17 protein-coding genes are annotated in these 18,159 nt (G+C 63.3%); 7 read left to right on the forward strand and 10 right to left on the reverse strand.

Translation table 11 applies throughout. From position 1 onward, the window contains the following. Positions 1-387: 387 nt before the first annotated feature. Positions 388-729, reverse strand: coding sequence for a BON domain-containing protein (locus L0U83_RS26365; protein ID WP_233887101.1), 342 nt, complete (start codon positions 727-729; stop codon positions 388-390). Positions 730-1,107: 378 nt separating this feature from the next. Here L0U83_RS26365 and L0U83_RS26370 point away from each other — a divergent pair, with 378 nt between their 5' ends. Both L0U83_RS26370 and L0U83_RS26375 read left to right on the forward strand, forming a co-directional pair. After that, positions 1,108-1,515 (forward strand): ArsR/SmtB family transcription factor, encoded by a 408-nt coding sequence (locus L0U83_RS26370; protein ID WP_233887102.1) that lies wholly within the window; start codon positions 1,108-1,110, stop codon positions 1,513-1,515. Beyond that, positions 1,508-2,029, forward strand: coding sequence for an SRPBCC family protein (locus L0U83_RS26375; protein ID WP_233887103.1), 522 nt, complete (start codon positions 1,508-1,510; stop codon positions 2,027-2,029). Before L0U83_RS26370 ends, L0U83_RS26375 begins: the two co-directional genes overlap by 8 nt. Positions 2,030-2,461: 432 nt before the next feature. On the opposite strand, the gene L0U83_RS26380 is transcribed toward L0U83_RS26375, so the two are convergent. From L0U83_RS26380 to L0U83_RS26405, 6 genes are all read right to left on the reverse strand, one after another. After that, positions 2,462-3,988: an alginate export family protein gene (locus L0U83_RS26380; RefSeq protein ID WP_233887104.1), complete on the reverse strand. Its 1,527-nt coding sequence runs from the start codon at positions 3,986-3,988 to the stop codon at positions 2,462-2,464. A 93-nt stretch (positions 3,989-4,081) separates the two neighbouring features. Next, complete coding sequence (locus tag L0U83_RS26385; RefSeq protein WP_233887105.1) at positions 4,082-4,777, reverse strand: YoaK family protein; 696 nt, start codon at positions 4,775-4,777, stop codon at positions 4,082-4,084. Beyond that, positions 4,774-5,688: a VOC family protein gene (locus L0U83_RS26390; RefSeq protein WP_233887106.1), complete on the reverse strand. Its 915-nt coding sequence runs from the start codon at positions 5,686-5,688 to the stop codon at positions 4,774-4,776. Before L0U83_RS26390 ends, L0U83_RS26385 begins: the two co-directional genes overlap by 4 nt. A 36-nt stretch (positions 5,689-5,724) precedes the next feature. After that, on the reverse strand, positions 5,725-6,171 hold the full coding sequence (locus L0U83_RS26395) for a DoxX family protein (protein WP_233887107.1): 447 nt from the start codon (positions 6,169-6,171) through the stop codon (positions 5,725-5,727). A gap of 1 nt (position 6,172) precedes the next feature. Next, positions 6,173-8,062 (reverse strand): amidohydrolase, encoded by a 1,890-nt coding sequence (locus L0U83_RS26400; protein ID WP_233887108.1) that lies wholly within the window; start codon positions 8,060-8,062, stop codon positions 6,173-6,175. A gap of 28 nt (positions 8,063-8,090) precedes the next feature. Further along, positions 8,091-8,258, reverse strand: coding sequence for a DUF1427 family protein (locus tag L0U83_RS26405; RefSeq protein WP_233887109.1), 168 nt, complete (start codon positions 8,256-8,258; stop codon positions 8,091-8,093). A 156-nt stretch (positions 8,259-8,414) separates the two neighbouring features. Between L0U83_RS26405 and L0U83_RS26410 the strand changes: the two genes are divergently transcribed. After that, positions 8,415-9,338, forward strand: coding sequence for a LysR family transcriptional regulator (locus L0U83_RS26410; RefSeq protein WP_233887110.1), 924 nt, complete (start codon positions 8,415-8,417; stop codon positions 9,336-9,338). An 84-nt stretch (positions 9,339-9,422) separates the two neighbouring features. Here L0U83_RS26410 and L0U83_RS26415 read toward each other — a convergent pair whose 3' ends face one another. Further along, positions 9,423-10,109, reverse strand: a complete 687-nt coding sequence (locus tag L0U83_RS26415; RefSeq protein WP_233887111.1) for a hydrolase — start codon at positions 10,107-10,109, stop codon at positions 9,423-9,425. A gap of 281 nt (positions 10,110-10,390) precedes the next feature. On the opposite strand from L0U83_RS26415, the gene L0U83_RS26420 reads away from it, so the two are divergent. Further along, complete coding sequence (locus tag L0U83_RS26420) at positions 10,391-10,666, forward strand: XapX domain-containing protein (protein ID WP_233887112.1); 276 nt, start codon at positions 10,391-10,393, stop codon at positions 10,664-10,666. Between the two features lie 48 nt (positions 10,667-10,714). Further along, positions 10,715-12,295 carry a cation:proton antiporter gene (locus L0U83_RS26425; protein WP_233887113.1) on the forward strand — a complete coding sequence of 527 codons (1,581 nt, stop codon included), beginning with the start codon at positions 10,715-10,717 and terminating at the stop codon, positions 12,293-12,295. A 52-nt stretch (positions 12,296-12,347) separates the two neighbouring features. Here the strand turns inward: L0U83_RS26425 and L0U83_RS26430 are convergent, their stop codons facing one another. Beyond that, positions 12,348-14,060 carry an FAD-dependent oxidoreductase gene (locus L0U83_RS26430; RefSeq protein WP_233887114.1) on the reverse strand — a complete coding sequence of 571 codons (1,713 nt, stop codon included), beginning with the start codon at positions 14,058-14,060 and terminating at the stop codon, positions 12,348-12,350. 408 nt (positions 14,061-14,468) lie between these two features. Here L0U83_RS26430 and L0U83_RS26435 point away from each other — a divergent pair, with 408 nt between their 5' ends. Then, positions 14,469-15,446 carry an MBL fold metallo-hydrolase gene (locus tag L0U83_RS26435; RefSeq protein ID WP_233887115.1) on the forward strand — a complete coding sequence of 326 codons (978 nt, stop codon included), beginning with the start codon at positions 14,469-14,471 and terminating at the stop codon, positions 15,444-15,446. Here L0U83_RS26435 and L0U83_RS26440 read toward each other — a convergent pair. Next, positions 15,443-16,360: a LysR family transcriptional regulator gene (locus tag L0U83_RS26440; protein WP_233887116.1), complete on the reverse strand. Its 918-nt coding sequence runs from the start codon at positions 16,358-16,360 to the stop codon at positions 15,443-15,445. The two genes, L0U83_RS26435 and L0U83_RS26440, sit on opposite strands and share 4 nt — an antisense overlap. A gap of 443 nt (positions 16,361-16,803) precedes the next feature. Here L0U83_RS26440 and L0U83_RS26445 point away from each other — a divergent pair, with 443 nt between their 5' ends. After that, positions 16,804-18,027, forward strand: a complete 1,224-nt coding sequence (locus L0U83_RS26445; protein WP_233887117.1) for an MFS transporter — start codon at positions 16,804-16,806, stop codon at positions 18,025-18,027. The last annotated feature ends 132 nt before the right edge of the window (positions 18,028-18,159 follow it).

Raw genomic sequence — 18,159 nt, forward strand, 5'->3', positions numbered from 1 at the left:
TCTTTTCGCAACGCGCGATTCTGCCAATATTAGTTGGCACGACGACAGACCAATAGCCCGGGTTGAATCAGGTTGATTGAATTTTCCGCATCGCCAGGCGAAGAGGCTTCATTTGCCTCTGGTATGGATGTCACCACCGTTGGTCGCGCCACAATCCTCGCGTTACTTTCGAATCGCTTGCGTCGAGCTGATTGACCCGCCTGCGATAATCGGTCGCTCGACCGGCCCCATCCGTTCGCTTCGCGTCGTCTGGTTTTCCGACGAAATTAACGACCAGGATCATCCCAATAGTCGGCGGACTAAAGGGAACTTTGGCCGGAATGTGAGGGGGATTGGCGAAGCCGCATCCTCGCGCAAACGAAAGGGCGGCCCCGCCAAAGGCCTGGCTTACTGACCCGGTTCCTTGATGGTCAGTGCGTTCTTGACCGAGGCCACGCCGGCAACGCCCTGAGCGACTTGAGCAGCTTTGTCGACCTGCGAAGCATCCGGAACGGTGCCTTCCAGCGTCACCGCGCCGCCGCGAGCACGAATCACAATGTTTTCCGTTTTGATGTCCTTCGCGTGAACCAGCGCAGCACGCACTTTCTTCTCCAACGCGTGGTTGGCCTGCTTCGACGATTGCGAGGTAGCCGGCGCCGCGCTCGTTTCGTTCCCCTGCGCCCATGCGCTGATCGAAACGGCGACGATCAATGCGCCACCGGCTAGTTTGATTGCCTGAATAGCCTTCATTCACTTTCTCCTTTTTCAGCGTTGCGACGAATCCCAACGATGGTCTCACAGGGGCCACAAACGGGACGTTGGACGAACTATGACTACTTGTACCCGGTGCAACAGTGCTAAAGGCATGATGGTGTGGGACCGATTTCGCCAAGCCCACGTTGCAACACGAGTGCCCCAGCCGTCTATGGGCAGGCGATGCGTTTCCAATTTTATGTTGTCACCGCCCATACGTAGAGTGGGGTAAGCGCAATTCTGGCACTTAATGCACAGAAAATGGCGGAAACCGCCGAGGCCGCACGTGGGTCCAGCGGCTGAAGGTGGATTGACATGAGAAATTGGCTCCGCCTATACTTTTCCAATCGGCTAATTAACCAAATGGAAAAGTAATTGGAATCGGATCATCTGAGTGCCACCTTCGCCGCGCTGGCCGACCCGACGCGGCGCGCCATCCTCGCGAGGCTTGCGCAAGGAGAAGCGACGGTAGGTGATCTGGCCGAGCCTTTCGACTTGAGTCCGCCCGCAATCAGCAAGCACCTGCGTGTTCTCGCACATGCAGGACTCATTGCGCAGGGAAGAGACCGTCAGTTTCGTCCTTGTCGCATCGTGCCCGAGCCGCTAAAGGAGGCGGCCGACTGGGCGCTGCAATACCGTGCCCTGTGGGAACAGCGCCTCGGGCAGCTCGACAGCTACTTGCAGCAACTGCAACAGGCGCCGGTCAAGAACACCGAAAAGCCCGACGCCAAGACTTCCAGAATATCTTCAACCCGAACCAGGAAACCCCGCAACCATGACTGAAAAAGTGTCTGCACCCTTCATCCTGGAGCGTCGCTTCTCTGCGCCGCGCGAACTCGTGTACGCCGCGTTGACTGAAGCCGAGCATTTGAGTAAGTGGATGAGTCCGCCGGGAATGGAAATGTCCCACTGCACAGTGGACGCGCGCGTCGGTGGCGAGTTCCACTACGCGATGAAGCCGCAGAACGCGCCCGACGCCCCGGCGATGTGGGGCAAATGGACGTTCCGCGAATTGACACCCCCTGAGCGCATTGTCGTCATCGTGCAGTTTAGTGATGCCGACGGCGGTGTGACACGACATCCGATGTCGGGGCAATGGCCACTCTATACGCTCTCGACAACCACGCTAAGCGAAATCGATAGTGGCACGTTAATGCGCCTTGAGTGGCGCGCTCTGGATGCCAGCGAAGCCGAGGAAGCCATCTTCGACGCGGCGCACGCCAGCATGTCTCAAGGCTGGGGCGGAACGATGGACGCGCTCGACACATACCTCAGGCAGCAGCAAGCCGAGCGCTGAGTCGAGAGCCAGAACAAGAAGCTCACTTTAGGTGCGCCTCTTCCGTTCATGAATCATCGGCGTCCATGCCCATAGCCGTCCCGCTGGCTCGCATCGTTAAGTCTGCTCGAACGAATGACCGAGGTAGATTTGAGACGAGCCGTTGGCAGCATGATGCATCGGAGGACCACTTCGGGTCGAAAGTGTGAGTTCGCTGATGCAGGAAGCTGACGTCGGGCCGCTCGATACTGCCACCGACAGCATTCCCGCGCATTGCCGACGTAGAACCCACCACCCCCAATGTCGGCAATGGCCGACAACTTGCCGGCCAAGACGCCATCTGAACGGCACCGCATTTGCAGCTTGCCATAGACGTGCGTCGACGAAGTCTCAGGTGGGTGAGATCGTGACGCCCTGCGCATGCGTGACTGTGCCGTCGACGTTCGGTGAGTTCTACCAGCCATACTTGAGTTCGATACCGGCGTAGTCGGCATTGTGGCCGCCGGCCTGGCGGATCGTGTTCCCGACCTGGAAGTGCACGGCTTCGATCGAACCAATGAGGTTCGCCGCAATTGTCCAGTCCGCGCGCAACTGCACGTACATGCCGGTCCACAGACTGCCCTTGCCTGCCGTGCCAGGCACAACCTGACTGCCCTGCTGATACACGGCGTCGCCGGTCGTCTCGCGCCACTGGAAACCCAGCGCGCCGAGCAGCGCTAGATTCGCGGTCGGTTTGAGCGTGATGGAAGGCTTCACGTGAATCAGGTTCGAATAGCCGGTATAGCCGGCGAGCGTGAAGTAGTAACCGTTCGGAAATAGCGGATTGAAAGTGCCAATGCGACCGTCGCCGGGATGCCGGTCACCTGAAGCCGCGTCGATTTGCAGCCCCACGTGCGGCGACCATGGCATGTCGAGCTTGTAACCCGCGATCGAGCCGATCGCCCACGCGCTGATCGTGTTATTCCCGACCGTTCCCGTCTGGAACATGCCTTCGATATCCCAGTCGAAGTGGCCTTGCGTGCCGGTGTAACGCAAGTCCCAGACATCACGGCGCTCAGCGCCGCTGGCGTCGAGATAGCGCGCGTTGCTGCGGCTGTAGAGCGACCAGTAGCCGGAGAGATCGCCGGGACCAACCGACTGTCGCTCGAAGCGCACGCCGCTGAAGGTCAGATCGCGGTTCGACACGTCGTCGAATACCGTCGCGTCGCGGTACTGCACGGGCTGAGTTGCATACGCAATGAAGCGCCACTTCTGATATTCGTAGTCGGCCCAGACTGCGTCGAACGCCTGGCGAACGTTCGGACCATCACGCACGGAAATGAAACGCTGCAAGTCGAATGCCATTTCCTGGCGGCCAATGCGAACCTTGACCGTGCCACCGCCGAGCGCCCCGGTATAGGTAACGAATGCCTGCTCGACATCGAGCGGATTCTTGTCGACCGGTGTCACCGTGTTCTTGCCAAACGGACGAGCGTCCTCGAGCTGCACGAAGAACTGCCAGTGCTGGCCAAGATGCGCATCGGCATGCACCTCGACGCGCTGGATAAGGTATGTGTCCGACTGCGCGGAACCGATGCCGAACAGCGGCGCGTTGTTGCTTTCGATCCGCTCGCGCAGGTTCGCGCCGAGCGAAAGATACGACGAGGGGTCGCCGCCGAGCGGGATGTACTTGAGGCCGTCGAGCGGCTTGCGCGCAACGCACGGATTGGCGAGCACGGACCAGTCTTCCTGCCAGCGATTGAACATCACTACAGGACGTTTGACGTTGCACGCCGCAGCCGAAGCACTACCGTTTTGCGGCGCCGCGCTGGTGGCCGTACTTGCTGTATCCGCCGGGTCGGCCGCGAGGCTCGTCCCCGCAGCGGGTTGCGCGGCGGTTTCCGCGAGCGCCGCATCTGCGCCCGTCAGCAACAGCCCTGCGATGGCCGTCACGCTGGCGGCCTTCTCGAAGCGCCGCCCGCGCATCGTGCTCGATACCATGAGTTTCCCTGGCCGTTGCCGGCTTGTGGTTGGATTTGCCCGGCCGGCTCACGCGGCAGGCGTAATCGCGGCAACGCTCCGGGCCGCCTTGATTCACGTATGCCCCGGCGTCGCCGCGCGCTCGTGTTCGCCTGTCCTCAACGCGAGCCCCGCAAGCGCACACGCCGGCGCGAGCAGCGCCCAGAAGCCCAGATAGCGCAGCCCCAGCGCACCAGCCACCGCGCCGATTGCAAATGCAACGATGGCTGGCATCATCTTCCCGAAGCGCGCGCGCGCCACGTCGCGCGCGCTCTCGGCCGTACTCGTGGACATCATGTCGACTACGTCCAGAATCGCCTGGGTGACGTTGCCCGTCATCACGGTATTCGGCACGCCGGGACGCTGGATCAGGCGCGGATGCGCGTTCTGCACGCCCATCGCGAACGCACCGACCACGCCGGCCGCGATGACCGGCAGGCTGTCGGGCTGGCTGACCGGCGTCGCCCAGACGCCCGCGAGGCAAAAGCCGAGCATGAGCAGGGCCTGCACCGAATGGAGCAGGCGCGCGCCCTGACGTGCATGCGCTTCGGATAGCGATCGCACGAGCAGGCTGCTGAGAACGACGCCGCCGACGAACGCGGGAAACACGATCAGCTTGAGCAGGACGCCCTGGCCGTAGCCTGCTACGCCGGCCCCGATCAGCACGAAGTTGCCAGTGACGTGCGCGGTGAACAGCCCGAACAACGCGACGAAGCTCAGCGTGTCGACGAAGCCGGCGATGGCGGCGAGGATCGTGTCCTCGTGTTTCATTTCGCCGCTTTGTCGTGAATCTCGGCGATATAGCCACCCGGGAACTGGACGATCGCGGCATTGCGGCCGTCCGAGGAGAACGGCGGCACGAGCACGCTCACGCCGGCGGCCTTCGCCTTCTCCAGCGTCCCGGCGAGATTCGATACTTCGTAGCCCGTCATTTCCCGCCCGAACGGGTAAGGCAGATGGCCATCGGTAACGAGCACGGTCATCTTGCCGAAGCCCGATTCGATACGGATGCGGCGATACGTTTCGTTCGGCCGTCCGATTTCGACACCTGGCGCGTTTGCTTCGTCGGACACGACCTTGCCGTGCGAGAAGTTGACATAGGCGTGAACCAGCTTGTGCAGGCTTTGCGGCGACACGTACACGCGATTCTCAGGCACGGTCTGGAGTGCATCGTAATGCGGCGCCTGCGTATGCCAGTAGAGTTGCATGTTGAGACCGCCCGGCCACGTGACGACCGCGTCGCGGCCGATCGGGTCGGGGAACGTGTCGACGACCACGTCCGCACCGAGCGCGCGCGCCGACTTCATCGCCGCGTCCATGTCGGTCACGAGGTAGCCCGTGCGCTCCGCGCCGAACGGCCAGGGAATTGGCGTCTTGAAGCCGAACACGGAGATCGTGCCCACCGGCGTGAAGACGAGTTGCGACATCGTCTGGCTCGGCGTCGGCGTGACCTGGAACACGCCCTGCTTCGATTTGCTGCCGCCAAACGTCGCCACGAAGCTGTCGGTGAATTTATCGAAATCCTCCGGCGCGACATAGACGTGAGTCGTGTCGTACTGCGGACCGACCGCGACCCACGGCGCCTGGGCCGGCAGCACCGGCGGCTTCGCGAACGACGCTGGCGCGGTGACGAGACCGCCCGCGATCATCAGGGCAACGAATACAGAGCGAATAGCTTTCATAACGGGATTTCCTTGATGTTTCATTTTGCCGATCGATCATGCTCGGCTGTTGCCGGACTCAGGTTGCACATCGCCGAGCATGGTCGCGAGCACGAGCGCTGCGATCAGCCCCATATGCTCGAAAAAGCTGTTGAGCGCGATGAAACGCGGGGTGCCGGTCTGATTCCAGAAGTCGTTGGCGACCAGTATCGCCACGACCGTCAGCATACCGAGGCCGCCCGCGCCAAGCCACGTGAAGCGACGGAGCACCACGCAAACCGAACCGCCGATCTCGACCACGACCGCAAGCGCTGCCCAGAGTGCGGGCGGATGAAGGCCGAAATGCGCCTGCTCCGCGATGGCGCTGCCGAAGTGCAGCGCCTTGTTGACGCCGCCGATGAGCCAGGCGGACACCAGCGCAAGGCGCGTGAGCGGCGCGACCCACCACTGCGAAAGCAGCGCACGCACCCATGCGGGGTTGCGACTGCCGCTCAGCGCGCTCATATCAGATCGCCCAGCAGGAGCAGCCAAACGCGCCCCAGAAGCCCTTGGCATCCGACGTCGGCAACGTGCTGCCCCATGCGCTCGCGTGGCCATGGCCATGAACGTCGCAGGCATTCGCGCAAGCGCACATCGCTGCCGCCGCGGCACGCTGCAGCGGCGCGCCCTCGCGTTGTGACGCGCCCCACGCGCCATAGCCGCCGTACTGGCGCACGGGCGACCAGTCCGGCATGGCGGGAGGAATCGACGCGTCGTACTGTGAGAACGGGCCCGCGCCCCAGACGATCCTGCCGCCGACCACCGTGAGCAATGCCGTCGTGGCGGCGATATCGTCTTCGGCGCACGCAAAGAAGTCTCGGTCCGGCACCATCAGGTCCGCAAGCTGTCCGACCGCGATGCGGCCTTTGCGGCCCTCTTCGTTCGAAAACCAGGTGACGTACTCTGTCCACATGCGCAGGGCCGTTTCACGATCGAGCAGATTGCGTTGCGGATACATGCGCAAGCCGCCGACCGTCTTTCCGCTCACGAGCCACGCGAGCGAGACCCAGGGGTTGTACGACGCCACGCGCGTGGCGTCGGTGCCGGCCGAGACCTTGATGCCCTTGGCGAGCATCTTCGCGACGGGCGGTGTGGCTTCCGCCGCCTGCGCACCGTAGCGCTCGACGAAGTACTCGCCCTGGTAGGCCATGCGATGCTGGACCGCGATGCCTCCGCCCAGAGCCGCGATGCGGTCCATCGAGCGATCAGAAACGGTTTCCGCGTGATCGAAGAACCAGTTGAGGCCCGCGAGCGGAATATCCTGGTTGACCTTCTCGAACACGTCGAGCGCGCGGCTGATGGTTTCGTCGTACGTGGCATGCAGTCGCCACGGCCAGCGGTTCTGCGCGAGCACGCGCACCACGCCTTCGAGTTCGCCTTCCATCCCAGGCGGCAGTTCAGGGCGCGCGACGCGGAAGTCCTCGAAGTCGGCAGCCGAAAACACGAGCATCTCGCCCGCGCCGTTGTGACGAAAGTAGTCCGAACCATCGTGATACTTGACTGTGCGGGTCCAGTTCACGAAGTCTTCTTTTTCGGCGTTCGGCTTTTGCGTGAAGAGGTTGTACGCGATGCGCACCGTCATCTCACCCGCTTCATGAAGCTTGCGGATGACTTCATAATCGTCGGGATAATTCTGCGAGCCGCCGCCCGCGTCGATTGCGCCGGTCACGCCAAGGCGATTGAGCTCGCGCATGAAATGGCGCGTCGAATTGTACTGATACTCGGTCGGCAGTTTCGGACCTTTCGCGAGCGTCGCGTAAAGAATTGACGCATTGGGATTCGCGAGCAACAGCCCGGTTGGGTTGCCAGCACCGTCACGCAGGATCGTTCCGCCCGGCGGCTCGGGTGTTTCCTTCGTATAGCCAACGACGCGCAGGGCCGCTGCGTTGAGCAGCGCGCGATCGTACAGATGCAGAATGAATACGGGCGTATCGGGCGCGACAGCGTTGAGTTCTTCGATGGTCGGCAGACGCTTTTCTTCGAACTGATGCTCGGTGAAGCCTCCGACCACGCGTACCCATTGTGGCGCGGGCGTGATCGCAACCTGCTGCTTGAGCATTTCCATGGCAATGGCGAGCGAGCGAACGCCGTCCCAGCGCAATTCCATGTTGTAGTTGAGACCACCACGAATCAGATGCAAGTGGTTATCGATCAAGCCTGGCAGTGCCGGCCGGCCGCCGAGATTGACGACTCGGGTCGCGATGCCCGCGAGCGGCATGACCTCGGCATCGCTGCCCACCGCCACGAAGCGGCCATCGGCGATCGCCACGGCAGTGGCGAGCGGGTTCGAACGGTCGAGTGTAGTGAACCGTCCGTTATGCAGAATAAGATCAGGATGAGTAGCGGTTGCACACATGTGCGTTTCCTCGCTTCACGTACTGCGATTAAAAGCCGAACAATGGCTTGAGGGCTGGGATGGCCTGCGCGCCGATCACCATGCCCAGCAAACCGACGAGGGCGACCAGCGGCGGTGCCGGCGAGCGGACCTTGATGACGCTGTAGATCACGCCGGCGAGCACACCAGCACCGAGCGATACGAGATACGGTTCCATACGGTCAGACTCTTCGAAGGATTAAGATGCGGCTCGTTGCATCCCGGTTCGTACCGCCGGGATCCGTTGTACATTCGGTACGACAGTATTCAGTTATCCTTATCGCTCAAGCCGGTTCGCCCAACGTCCGTCGTTTCGATTGCCACCTGCCCCAACATGCAAAATCTCCCTGATCTCGAAGCCTGGGTCATCTTCTCGCGCGTGGCCGAAACCGGCTCGTTCGCCAAGGCCGCCAACCTGCTCGGCATTTCGCAGCCGACCGTCTCCAAGGCCATCGCCCGCCTCGAAAAAAAGCTCGGCACCATGCTGCTTTACCGCACAACGCGTAAGCTTTCGCTCACGCCCACCGGCGAACAACTGCGCGAGCGCGCGATGCAACTGCTCGCCGACGCGGAGGTCTTCGAAAGCGAAGCGTCCGCGCTTGCGATCGAACCGCACGGCGTCGTGCGCGTGAGCGCGCCGATGTCGTTTGGCCTGCGCTATCTCGCGCCGCTGCTTCCCGACTTTCTCGCGCGCTTTCCGGGCGTCGACGTCGAACTCATGCTCACCGACCGTCTGGTCGACATCGTGGCGGGCGCCTTCGACGTCGCAATCCGCATTGCCGAACTAGGCGATTCCTCGCTGCGTTCGCGCCGCCTCTGCGCCGTGCGCCGCCCGCTCGTCGCAGCACCCGCCTATCTCGAGCGGCATGGACGTCCCGCTCATCCGCGCGAACTCGAACAGCACGCGATCCTGACCCACACGAACCTGCCGACGCCGGAGTACTGGCGCTTTCGCAACGAGACGTCGCATGACGAACATGCCCAGTCCGTGCGCGGGCGCCTTCGCACCAACAACGCCGACGTGATCATGCCTGCACTGCTCGCCGGTCAGGGCATCGCCCTTCAACCGGAGTTTCTGGTGTGGGACGCGCTAAAGCGCGGCGAGCTCGAGCACGTCATGCGCGACTGGGCAATCGACGACATCAACGTGAATCTAGTCACACCGCCAGGCATGCTGCGCACCACGCGCGTCATCGCACTGCTCGATTTCCTTGTCGAACACCTGGCCCATGCGCCGTGGGCAATGTCCGAACGGTGAAAACGTCAGCCCTCATGCGCCTGGCGAAGCGGCACGTTCGCACGGAACGCGCCGCTCCGGCCTGCGCAGCCAAGACGAACGCGATTACTTCGCCGGCACCGCCGCGAGCAATTCGTGCGGCACAGCCGTGCGTTGCGCAGTCTTATGGACCATCGTGTACGCATAGTCGACGCCCATGCCGTATGCGCCCGAATGCTCCTTCGCAATCGCCATGACCGCGTCGTACGTTTCGCGGTGGGCCCAGTCGCGCTGCCACTCGAGCATGACCTGTTGCCACGTGACGGGCACGACGCCGGCTTGAACCATGCGCTGCATCGCGAAGTCGTGCGCATCCTTCGACGTCCCGCCCGACGCATCGGCCACCATGTAGATTTCGTAGTCGCCTTCGAGCATGGCGCACAGCGCAAACGTCGTATTGCAGACTTCCGTCCACAGGCCCGCCACGATCACCTTCTTGCGTCCGTTCGCCTTGAGCGCGTCACGAACCTTCTGGTCGTCCCACGAATTCATGGACGTACGCTCAAGCAGCTTGTGGTCCGGAAACACGTCGAGCACTTCGGGATACGTATAGCCCGAAAAGCTTTCCGTTTCGACGGTGGTGATCGTGGTCGGGATATTGAATACCTTGGCCGCCTTGGCTAGCGCAACGACGTTGTTCTTCAACACCTGGCGGTCGATCGACTGCACGCCAAAGGCCATCTGCGGTTGTTGATCGATGATGATCAGCTGGCTGTTCTGCGGGGTGAGGACTTCAAGTTTAGGATTGCTCATGACACAAGTTTCCTTTGAACCGGGAGGGAAACGCTACCTCGCGGATATGACCGGGAGGCGACCAGGATGTATTGCACTGGCGAGTTCGTCGGCCAGCTGCACTTATTTGACACGCTAAAGCGGAATATCAACAACTAAAAAATGGAATTAATCTAATTCCAGAAAATTTACCCTTAATTAATCTGAACGCGTCTTTTCCCGCTTCTGAAAACCCGATACCCTTTCCGAAAGGTCGCTGTGCATAACGCCTCCATGCGCCGGTCATCAACGAGATTCGTATCATGAAACCCTATATTCTTTCGCTGCTCGCCGGCGTTCTTATCGGTGTCGTCTATTACGCGATTAGCGTGCAGTCGCCCGCGCCGCCCACGATCGCGCTGATTGGACTGCTCGGTATGCTGGCCGGCGAGCAGATCCTTCCGCTCGCGCGCCGGATGCTCTCGGGCCTCAAGCCGGGTGCGGCCTGGCGTGAAGCAAAGTGCAGCCAGCACATGTTCGGCTCGCTACCGGGCGCTCACGTAGCCGACGCCGCGGCAAAAGATCAGCAAACGTCGTGACGCGTCGCCATACACTCGTTTGCGCGCTGCATAACCCTTTGCACGCGAATGAATAACGTCGAGCTATTTCATTACCTCCTGCTGCTGATCTGCGGTGCGGGCGCGCTCACCTGGCTCGCCGAGCGCGTCTCAATCCCGCCTGCCGTCGTGCTCCTGCTGGGCGGCTGCGTAATTGCGGTCGCTGGCAAGCGCGTTCCCGACATGGATCCCGACTTGCTGCTCGCGGCCGTGCTGCCGCCGCTGCTGATGTCGAGTTCGTTCTATACGGCATGGAAGGAATTCAGGCAGGAACTCGGCACCATTACCTCGCTCGTGCTCGGTGCGGTCACGTTCACAACCGTTGCCGTTGCCGTCGCGGTGCGCGCCTTCAATCCGGACCTGCCGTGGGCTGCATGCTTCACGCTTGGCGCGATCGTCTCGCCACCCGATGCGGTCGCCGCGAAGGCGATCCTCCAGCGCCATCCACTGCCCGCAAGACTCGTGGCTGTGCTCGAAGGCGAGAGCCTCGTGAACGACGCATCGGGGCTGCTGCTCTATCAGATGGCGGTTTCCGCCGCGCTCGCGGCCACGATCACCGTCGCGAGCGCAACGGGGCTGTTCTTTGCGCTGACGCTGATCGGCGTCGCGGTCGGTCTCGCGTGCGGCCAAGCCATGTGCTGGGTGCTGCCGCGTCTGCGCGATCCGATGCTCGGCATCGTCGTGACCTTCCTGATGGCATGGGCGAGTTATGGCATCGCCGAGGCCGTGCACGGCTCAGGCGTGCTCTCGGTGGTGACCTGCGGTCTCGTGCTCGGCGTGCGCCAGCACCGCGTCTTCGACGCCGACATGCGCATCAAGGCCAAGGCGACCTGGGAAGCGATCGTGTTCGCACTCGATGCGCTCGTCTTCATCCTGATCGGCCTCGCGCTCCATGGCATTCTCGCGGGCGTGCATCACGAAAGCACCGTGCTGGCGGCCGGGTTGCGCGTCGCGTTGCCCGCGACAGCGGCGGCAATCGTCGCGCGCCTCGTCTGGGTGTTCGCTGCGGTCTGGCTGCCGAGCCGGTTGCGCGCAAGACGCGCGGGTGGTCAGCCATGGTCGTTCGCGGAGGCCGTCGTGCTGGGATGGGCCGGCATGCGAGGTGTCGTGAGTCTTGCCGCCGCGATTGCGTTGCCGGGCAATTTCCCGGGCCGCGACCTGATCGTGTTCAGCACTTTCCTGCTCATCATCGCGACGCTCGTCGTGCAGGGCGGTAGTCTTGCGCCACTCATCCGGCTGCTGAAGCTGCGCCCGGCCGCGCGTCACACCATGTCCGAGCACGAGGCGCGCGCGCAAACGTTCGGTGCGTCCCTTGCCGCACTCGACGATATCGGCAAGCGCGTGTCCGGTGTCGAACGCGCAACCCTCGAGCGGCTGCGCGCCGAATACCGGATCCGCGTGAGCGCGAACCAGGACGCGCACACGTCAGGCGTTGAACGGGTCGAGGATCGCGCGCGCTTCCTGCGCGTCGAGCTCGAACTCGTCGGCGTGTCGCGCGCGACGCTGCTCGACCTGCACCGCGTCGGCAAGGTCGACGATGCGGTCTTGCATCGCATCGAATCCGAACTCGATCTCGAGGAGTTGCGTTTGCTTCGCCTGCTCGAACCATAAGGCGTGGTGCCGGTCGGTAGGGCTTCGGTTACGCCAGCCCCGCATGCATACCTCAGGAATCGTTGCTTTTCTCCGCGCACCGGCTGAGCCAGGCATGTATCTGCCCTACTACCGCCGCGCCATCGCCTACCGCCGAGGCCACGCGTTTCGCCGCGCCCGAGCGCACATCGCCAATGGCGAAGAGCCCTGGCACGTTCGTCTCGAGGGGGAGGCAGCCCGTGCGGTTGCCAGAGTCGGACGGACCGGTCATGACAAATCCGTGCTCGTCCAGTTGTACGCCGATAGATGTCAGCCAGTCGGATTTTGGGTCGGCGCCGATGAACAGGAAAAGATGCCGGGTCTCGATGCTCTCGCAGCCCGCGTCCCGGTGCCGGATCTGAATGCGCTCGAGACTTCCGTTGCTCGCCTCCAGCGATTCGAGAGCGCAGTCCGCGCAAATCAAAACATTATGCAGGGCGCCGATGCGGTCGATCAGGTAGCGCGACATCGTGGCTTCGAGATTCTGCCGTCGAATCAGCACGCGTACGCTTCTTGCGAAGTTGGCGAGAAACACGATAGCCTGCCCCGCCGAATTGCCGCCGCCGATCAGCACGATGTCCTGGCCTCGCACGAGACGCGCTTCGATGGGTGACGCCCAGTAGTAGATGCCTCTGCCTTCGAAATCCTCGAAGCCTGGCACGGAAGGCCTCCGGTACGCCGCTCCGCTCGCCACCACGACTGCGCGCGCCCGAACGCATTGCCGATCGGAAAGCGCTAGCGCGAACTTGCCGGACGTGCGCTCGATACGCTCGACCGCAGTCGGAATGGCGACGTGGGCGCCGAACTTCAGCGCCTGCTGGAATGCGCGCGCCGCGAGCGCCTGCCCCGTGATGCCCGTCGGAAAGCCCAGATAATTCTCGATGCGTGCGCTCGCGCCAGCCTGGCCACCCGGCGCACGCCGATCGAACACCACCACCGATAGCCCTTCCGATGCGGCGTAAACCGCCGCCGCGAGACCTGCCGGCCCGGCTCCGACGATCGCGATGTCGTAGCACTGCGAAGCACAGAAAGTCGGCACTAGGCCAAGCCGCGTGGCGAGTTCCACTTCATCCGGCGCGCGCAGGACCGTTCCGTCCGGGCAAAAGACAAGGGGGAAATCTTCGGGCTTCGAAGTGAGCCCGGCAAGAAACCGTACGGCTTCCGAATCGTTGCGCGCATCGATTACGGCTGCGGGATACGCGTTGCGCCGCAGGAAGCCTTGCAGCCGGACAAGACGCGCGTCATCGCCAAAGCCGACGATAATGGGCCCGAGTCCCTGCTCGATGAGGCCAAGACGCCTCAGGATCAACGCCCGCATGATGTGCTCGCCGAGCTGTGCGTCCGCGACGATGAGCGAGCGCAACTGCTCGGGCTTTAGCACGAGTGTGTCGCAGTCGGTTAGCGCGATGGCGTCGACGAGGGACGGCTTGCCGGTGAGCTGCACCATCTCGCCCATGAAATGCCCGTCGCGATGCTCGGTGATGAGCGTCGTGCTCCCCTGTGCGTCGCGTGAGTCGATTCGGACGCGGCCGCTCAGCAGGATATGCAACCCTTCTGCCACACGCCCGGTTTCGAAGATCATCTCCCCGGCCTTGAACGCCTTGCGGCGTGCAAAGCGGCTCGCGCTATGGATCTCCGCGCTGGAAAGGCGGGGAAACATCTGGTGCCGCCGATGTTCCAGCGACGAAAACGGGTGTTCGGATTCGGGTGACTGCGTGCTTGTGCTCGTATCGTCTGCGTCGATCATATGCGTCTTGCCTGGTGGTCGGGCGCCGCGTGCGCTTGCCGCCGCTCTCAAATTCGAGTCGCGATTGTTTTCCCGGCTCGCATGCGGCATGCGCGGCAACTGGCATTGTTTGCGCGCTGCTGCTCGCGAGAAAAGGCAGTGCCTGAAACGGCTAGCACGGGGCCTTCCATACTGACAGCACTCGGAGCCGCACGCCTTAATGGCCTCTGAATTGTTCTGAATTCTCGCGTCATGGCGCGTCTGCGCTTTCCAAAAAGGATGATTCAGAACACTTTACTTTTGCCCCAACAGGTTGCCGACGAGAATCGATGCCAGCGATAACCCGATCCGCTGCCCTCAACTTCTCCCTATCCTATGGACGCCATCCCGATCCACGATTCAGCTGCACGGCGCGTCGCGCAATCGCGCATGCTCGCTGCGTGCGCGATTTACCTCGCGCCGGCACTGTGTTTCCTGTTCTTGCTCGTCCAGTCCGCGCATGCGGCGGCGCCGGAAGTGCGTACCCAGGGCCCGGGCTTCTACCGGATGATGCTGGGTTCGTACGAGGTCACCACCCTCCTCGACGGTACACACGACTTTCCCGTCGACACCGTCATGACGAACGTAACGCGCGACCAGGTCAACCACGATCTGGCAAGCGACGATCTTTCGATGCCCGTGCAGGGGTCCATCAATGCGTTTCTCATCAATACGGGCAGTCAGCTCATCCTGATCGACACGGGCGCGGGCGTGCTCTACGGCGACTGTTGCGGCCGCCTGCTCGCCAACCTGCGGGCAGCGGGCTATCGGCCGGAACAGGTCGACCTGGTACTGCTCACGCATATGCACAAGGATCACGTGGGCGGCGTCAATCTGAACGGGAAGGCGGCCTTCCCCAACGCCGTCGTGCGGGCGTCACGCCGTGAAGCTGACTATTGGCTCGACGCGCGCAACAAGGGCGCAGCGCCGGCCTTCCTCAGTTCGTTCTTCGACGCGGCAGCGCAATCGGTTGCGCCGTACGTCGCCACAGGGCGCTTCCAGCCGTTCGACGGCGACGCCGTGGTTGCACCCGGCATCCACGCGCTCGCGGCGCCTGGCCATACGCCGGGCCACACGGCCTACGTCGTGCAAAGCGGAAATCAAACGTTGCTCGTGTGGGGCGACGTGATCCACGTTGCTTCGATCCAGCTGCGCGATCCGGCCGCCACGGTCGAGTACGACTCGGACGCTTCCGCCGCCCAGCAAACCCGCTACGACCTGCTGGCATTGGCCGCGAATCAGCATTACGTGGTCGGGGCCGCTCACATCGCGTTTCCCGGTCTCGGGCACGTTCGCCCGGACGGCGGCGGATATAGATGGATTCCGCTGAACTACGACGCGGATCCCGCGAAGCACGCGGCACCCTAGCCCGCTTCCTGCCTCACCCGCGCCTCGAGAAATTGCAGTAATGCACGCACCTTGGTCGAATGACGCCGGTTGGGAAGATACGCGGCATAAGCGACGGCGTCGCCGTTGTGCGGCGTCACGCTCCAGTCGGCAAGGCAGTGCATCAGGCGGCCCGCGCGGACATGGTCGTTCACGAGCCACGCGGGCAGGAGTGCCAGTCCCTGGCCGGCCAGCGCCGCTTCCAGCAGCATGTCGAGGTTATTGGAAATGAGCCGCCCACGCACGTTCGCCTTCTCTTCGACATCGCCGCGCGAGAACGTCCAGGCCTGGTGCGCGCGATAACTACCGCCATACGCGATGCGCACGCATTCGTGCTGCGCGATTTCGCCGGGATGCCGGGGCATGCCCGCGCGTTCGAGATACTCGTGGCTCGCGACGACGATGCGCGGGTTCCCGGCCAGCTTCTTGACGATGAGATTGGGATCCCCCGACGGCAGTCCGATTCTCACCGCGACGTCGATGCGCTCGACAGCAAGGTCTACGAAATGATCGGCGACCACGACATCCAGGGCGACGCGCGGATACTCGCGCAGATACGCCGCGAGATGCGGCGCGAGCACGATGCGGTTATAGACGGACGGCACTGTGATGCGCAGCGCGCCGGCCGGCGCGGCGCCGCTGTCGAGCACGCTCTCGTCGGCCTCGGCGAGGTCGTCGAGGATCCTGGAGACCTGCTCCACGTACGCAGTGCCCGCTTCGGTCAGGCTGACGCGGCGGGGCGTTCGCGTAAGCAGCGCCGTGCCGAGCGCGGCCTCGAGGGCGTCCATCAGCCGCGTGACCGACGACGTCGCCACGCCAAGACGCTGGGCGGCCTTGGCGAAACCGCCGGCGTCGGCGACTTCGAGGAGGGTGTTGAGCGCGAGTAGCTTGTCCATGACGGCGATTATGCCAGCGCGTCCCCGGACGCAGCCGCTGAAAGCCGCAAGCGCACCCCTTTTTTATCGTCCGATCATTTCGTGAGGCTTTCAGCGCCGGTGCGCTGCGGGCGCGCGCAACAATTAACAGTCAGATTCAAGACTTTTCAGGCGCATCGTGACACTCTTCCAGCGTCACGAGGACGCGGGCGCTGCGGCAGGAGCGCCGCCACGGGACCTGCTGCGGCACAGAGGGGCACGCAGACGGACAGGATCGCAGCCTTTACGTTGCGAGGAAAGCAACGGGCGGTTGCGCCGCGGGTGTATTCCGGCGACGCCGACAAGTGCCTAAGCTTTACGCAACCGACATCGCCTCTGCCGTTCCGGTGTCGCGGCGACGGGCACCGGCTGCTGTCGAGGATCGAACCGCCCGCCACAGTGACTACATCGTTCAAGGAACCATCATGCCCACGCCCTCGAGCACGCTTGGCCACAAGACGCAGGCAATCAAGCTCACCCAGGGACTCATCGCGTTGTTCGCATTCAGTTGCGGTGCGATTGTCGCCAACCTGTACTACGCGCAGCCGATCACCGAACTGATCGGCCCGTCGCTGCACATGTCCGCCGGTTCTGCGAGCCTGATCGTCTCGCTCACGCAGATCGGCTACGCGCTCGGCCTGTTCTTCATCGTGCCGCTCGGCGATCTGCTCGAAAACCGCAAGCTCATGATCACGACGGCCCTCGTGTCGATTGCGAGCCTCGCGGCGGCCTCGCTCGTGCACTCCCCGGGCTGGTTCCTCGCCCTTTCGCTGCTGATCGGCTTCAGCTCCGTTGCCGTGCAGATCCTCATTCCACTAGCGGCGCACCTCGCGCCCGATCATGCGCGCGGCCGCATCGTCGGTACGATCATGAGCGGCCTGCTGCTGGGCATCCTGCTCGCGCGCCCGCTCTCGAGCGTCGTCGCCGACCATTTCGGCTGGCGCTTCGTGTTCGCCGCCGCCGCCGTGCTCATGGCGCTGGTCACAGCCATCCTCGCGCTGACCATTCCGCGCCGCCAGCCCGAGCACCAGGCGTCCTATTTCGAACTCATCGGTTCGCTGCTGCATCTCGTGCGCACCATGCCCGTGCTACGCCACCGAGCCCTCTATCAAGGGCTGATGTTCGCCTCGTTCAGCCTGTTCTGGACCGCCGTGCCCATCGAGCTCACGCGCCACTACGGCCTCTCGCAGTCGGCCATCGCAGTCTTCGCGCTGGTCGGCGCCATCGGCGCGACGTCCGCGCCGGTCGCCGGTCGCCTTGCCGACGCGGGCCACTCCGTGCGGGCCACGTTCATCGCCCTGATCGCTGCCGCGCTGGCCTACACGCCCGCGCTGATTCATCCGGCGTTCGGCGTGTACGGTCTTGTCGTCACGGGCATCGTGCTGGACTTCGCCGTACAGATGAACATGGTCCTCGGGCAGCGGGAAATCTATGCGCTTCACGCGGCGAGCCGCGGCCGCCTCAACGCGCTCTACATGACGAGCATCTTCGTCGGTGGCGCGCTCGGCTCGGCGCTGGCAAGCACGCTGTACGAACATGGTGGCTGGACGCTCATCGCGGTCGTCGCGCTAGCTTTCCCGCTCGTCTCGTTCGTCCACTTTCTGCTCGTCGGCCGCCCGCATGCGCGCGCGAGCGCAAGCACGCTTTGACCGGTCTGCCGCGCGCGTGGTCCCGCGCGCGGCATCTTGCTGACTGTCGCCCGACCGTCTCATCCGCTTCAGGAATCCTGACTATGTCCAACTTGCTGAGCCACTTCGAGTTATCAGGCTTCGTGCCCATGC

Source organism: Paraburkholderia flagellata, from assembly GCF_021390645.1.
In the GTDB taxonomy this organism is placed as follows: Bacteria; Pseudomonadota; Gammaproteobacteria; order Burkholderiales; family Burkholderiaceae; genus Paraburkholderia; species Paraburkholderia flagellata.

Bases quoted from the DNA above. Each gene is read 5' to 3' on its own strand.
- L0U83_RS26415 (WP_233887111.1), bottom strand. From the start codon at position 10,109: ATGAGCAATCCTAAACTTGAAGTCCTCACCCCGCAGAACAGCCAGCTG.
- L0U83_RS26395 (WP_233887107.1), bottom strand. From the start codon at position 6,171: ATGAGCGCGCTGAGCGGCAGTCGCAACCCCGCATGGGTGCGTGCGCTG.
- L0U83_RS26375 (WP_233887103.1), top strand. From the start codon at position 1,508: ATGACTGAAAAAGTGTCTGCACCCTTCATCCTGGAGCGTCGCTTCTCT.
- L0U83_RS26380 (WP_233887104.1), bottom strand. From the start codon at position 3,988: ATGGTATCGAGCACGATGCGCGGGCGGCGCTTCGAGAAGGCCGCCAGC.
- L0U83_RS26365 (WP_233887101.1), bottom strand. From the start codon at position 729: ATGAAGGCTATTCAGGCAATCAAACTAGCCGGTGGCGCATTGATCGTC.
- L0U83_RS26445 (WP_233887117.1), top strand. From the start codon at position 16,804: ATGCCCACGCCCTCGAGCACGCTTGGCCACAAGACGCAGGCAATCAAG.
- L0U83_RS26435 (WP_233887115.1), top strand. From the start codon at position 14,469: ATGCTCGCTGCGTGCGCGATTTACCTCGCGCCGGCACTGTGTTTCCTG.
- L0U83_RS26385 (WP_233887105.1), bottom strand. From the start codon at position 4,777: ATGAAACACGAGGACACGATCCTCGCCGCCATCGCCGGCTTCGTCGAC.
- L0U83_RS26405 (WP_233887109.1), bottom strand. From the start codon at position 8,258: ATGGAACCGTATCTCGTATCGCTCGGTGCTGGTGTGCTCGCCGGCGTG.
- L0U83_RS26410 (WP_233887110.1), top strand. From the start codon at position 8,415: ATGCAAAATCTCCCTGATCTCGAAGCCTGGGTCATCTTCTCGCGCGTG.
- L0U83_RS26425 (WP_233887113.1), top strand. From the start codon at position 10,715: ATGAATAACGTCGAGCTATTTCATTACCTCCTGCTGCTGATCTGCGGT.
- L0U83_RS26430 (WP_233887114.1), bottom strand. From the start codon at position 14,060: ATGATCGACGCAGACGATACGAGCACAAGCACGCAGTCACCCGAATCC.
- L0U83_RS26400 (WP_233887108.1), bottom strand. From the start codon at position 8,062: ATGTGTGCAACCGCTACTCATCCTGATCTTATTCTGCATAACGGACGG.
- L0U83_RS26390 (WP_233887106.1), bottom strand. From the start codon at position 5,688: ATGAAAGCTATTCGCTCTGTATTCGTTGCCCTGATGATCGCGGGCGGT.
- L0U83_RS26420 (WP_233887112.1), top strand. From the start codon at position 10,391: ATGAAACCCTATATTCTTTCGCTGCTCGCCGGCGTTCTTATCGGTGTC.
- L0U83_RS26440 (WP_233887116.1), bottom strand. From the start codon at position 16,360: ATGGACAAGCTACTCGCGCTCAACACCCTCCTCGAAGTCGCCGACGCC.